1 protein-coding gene and 2 pseudogenes are annotated in these 2,977 nt (G+C 30.0%); all 3 read left to right on the top strand.

Going from position 1 to position 2,977, the window contains the following annotated elements:
- Positions 1–283, top strand: a pseudogene (locus tag F6K13_RS26295) (transposase); the annotation flags it as partial.
- Positions 284–979: 696 nt separating this feature from the next.
- Complete coding sequence (locus F6K13_RS26290; RefSeq protein ID WP_124155600.1) at positions 980–1,333, top strand: hypothetical protein; 354 nt, start codon at positions 980–982, stop codon at positions 1,331–1,333.
- Between the two features lie 1,017 nt (positions 1,334–2,350).
- Positions 2,351–2,914, top strand: a pseudogene (locus F6K13_RS26285) (site-2 protease family protein); the annotation flags it as partial.
- Positions 2,915–2,977: the final 63 nt, after the last annotated feature.

Here is a 2,977-nt window from a genome sequence, read left to right as displayed (position 1 = left end):
AAGAAGTTTAAATGCAGAAGGATTTGAAGGCTGGTAATCAATATTTTGATCACCCTGATGAGAAATTCCTTGAGTATTAATTATGGATAATGCTCCAATCCATGGCAAAAATATAATTAGAGAAATAGTAGAAGAAACAGAACATCAAGTAATATTCCTCCCCAAATATTCTCCTGATTTAAATAAGATTGAACATGATTTTAGTGCATTAAAGAGAGCCAGAATGTATGGCGATTCACATAAATCTTTAGATGAAATTATTCGTGATTATTGTATAGTTTAATATCTCATTCTTAAGTTAAATAACTATAAATATAGATATAGGTTGGGCAATGCCTGACTTTTGGTTGTGGGAGATGAGAGATTTTTCTCTATTTATCCATAGATAGGTATGGAAGGTGAAATTTTTGGTTGTGGAAGATCAGAGAATTTTCTCCATTTATCTTTTGTCTGAGTCGGGAATTTCTGCTGTGAGGAAAAATCGTCGGTTTTCCTTTACCTCTGGCAGTGAAAATTTCTCTATAAATTATAGATATAGGCATGGAAAGTGAAATTTTTGGCTGTGGGAAGTGTGGGGAAATATCATTTTAATTTTAGATAAAATTTTGACTTTAATCCGAGTAAAAATTGTTGATTACTGAAAAGGGATTGCCAAGAGAATCAAATATTTATTCTAAATTTTATATAGTTATTTTTTTTTGAGTAAAATTTTTTGGAATTAACAATGAGTAATTTTGTAGAAACTGCCAAAGGATTTTATTATCAGAAATATTTAAAAGTCTATGATTAGGGAAAACCTGTAGATATTGAAGTAATTAAAGCCTATGAAAATTTGTCTTTTTATATTCACGGATTAAATATTGAAAAAGCAGAATAACTTCTACAAAAAGAATTTGTTGATGAATATAAGTATCAGTTAAGATTTGCCTTTAGTTTTGAAAACCTTGTAAGTGTTTATGGAGGACTTTATCTAAGTGATTTGCAGAAATTTGATGAGATACCAAAATGCATGGCAGTTGATGGAGAAAATGATTTTGAAGCAACAGTGAATCAACTACCAAATAGTGTTTGGGAATCCTACAAATTTTATCATAAAGCGGAAGAAGGAAACTGGGGTAAAGCTTATAGATTGAGAATAACTATTGAAGGTCAAGATACATTAGTTATTCGTACAACTACTGATGGTGCTGATGGATGGCTTGAAGTATTTGATACTCAAGGAAATAATTTAGCATCAGCTCGTACTAATTATAATGCTATTGCTTGGCGATCAATGTTTCAAATTCGTCAATATTTTCTTACAGGAAACAGATATCTTCCAGAGCTGAGGTAAATTTTTTTGAGCTTTTCATAACTGTATTTTGGCTTGTTGAAAAATATTTTTTTAGAATTGAATTTTTGGAAAATATAATATAGCAGTCGAAGGAAAGGTTAGGACAGATAAAAAGCTTAAAACTCAGACAAAGCAATATTTTTTCTTCTTTCTTTTTCCCTCTTTCTTCTTCAAGATTCAGATAAAATTTATCTAGCGATCGCCTCTTAAGTAAGTGGGTATAAATAAACATAAAACCGAGATATAGGTGCCAGGTTAGTTAAAAAAAGTGCTTACTTAATCCCTACTGTCTAATTTATCATCAACGTTTTCTATTGTTAGATTTTGAAATTTACCTGAAACTCAATAATTATTCTGTTTTTTCTAAAGTAAAATGCTTAACTGATTCTGCTAAATTCTTTGTAATATTCATAATTTTTTGTGAAGAATCATACAATTGTGTTGTGACTTGCTCAAATACTTCTATACAAATAACATCTAGAATTTACAATTTACAAGAATTCAACTGAAAATTAATTTTATTCTGTCACTTATGATTAATATAGCAATCTTATTTGAGTTGTGAGAGATTGTAGATTTTAGGGAATAGGGAATAGAGAATAGGGAATACCCAAGTAATAAAATTCTCATAAATCATGCCGGATTGCTGTATCTATATTAACTTCTAAATTAACTTCTAATTCACATATAATTCACATATAATTGTTATTTTAGTGTGAAATTTGCCACAATTTCTGGATGATCTAGTGAAGTTACATCTAATTTATTGCTTGTTTCCTGAAATCCCAAATCCTGTATCTGAATGAATTGGAACAGGCTATATTATGATAAAATCATCATAAATTTAATATCAGAAAATAATTTAGTTAATTTCTCTATGACCGAACATTGAGGGAGGGATACCACTATATTAAGAAACTACAAAGCTGATTTACATTTTGTTACAGTAAATATATAGATTTCTCAAGAGGAAAAAATTCCCTTAATTTAAAGATTATTAACTTAGAGGAAAAATTTATGAATAGATCTTTTCGTGTCGGCAATCTATTTGGTATACCATTTTATATTAACTCATCCTGGTTCCTTGTCTTAGTTCTTGTTACTTTAACTTATAGTAGCAGTCTGGCAGAGCAATTTCCAGAATTGACTGGGATGCTACCATTGATATTAGGATTAATAGCGGCATTATTATTATTTTCTTCTGTTTTAGCTCATGAGTTAGGTCATAGTTTTGTTGCTCTATCTCAAGGAATAGAAGTAAAATCAATTACCTTATTTTTGTTTGGAGGTTTAGCTAGTTTAGATAGAGAATCAAAAACTCCTGGAGAAGCATTTTCGGTGGCAATTGCAGGTCCGTTAGTAAGTATAGTTTTATTTGGTTTATTTACTATAATTAATACATTTACAGCCATCAACGGACCATTAGCTGCAATTCTCCAACTCTTAGCTTACATCAACTTAGTTTTAGCATTATTCAACTTAATTCCTGGCTTACCTCTCGATGGTGGAAACATTCTCAAATCCATTGTTTGGAAAATCACAAATAACCCTTACAAAGGAGTTATTTTTGCTATCTCAGTCATAAGAATGACTAATAGTTACTATCTGCAAGACACATATTTCCATACATAATCTTTTATCTCT

The sequence above is a fragment of the Okeania sp. SIO2B9 genome, from assembly GCF_010672505.1.
GTDB classification, from domain to species: Bacteria; Cyanobacteriota; Cyanobacteriia; order Cyanobacteriales; family Microcoleaceae; genus Okeania; species Okeania hirsuta.
The sequence above is the reverse complement of the archived record's forward strand: the minus strand, read 5'-3'. Positions and strand labels throughout refer to the sequence as shown.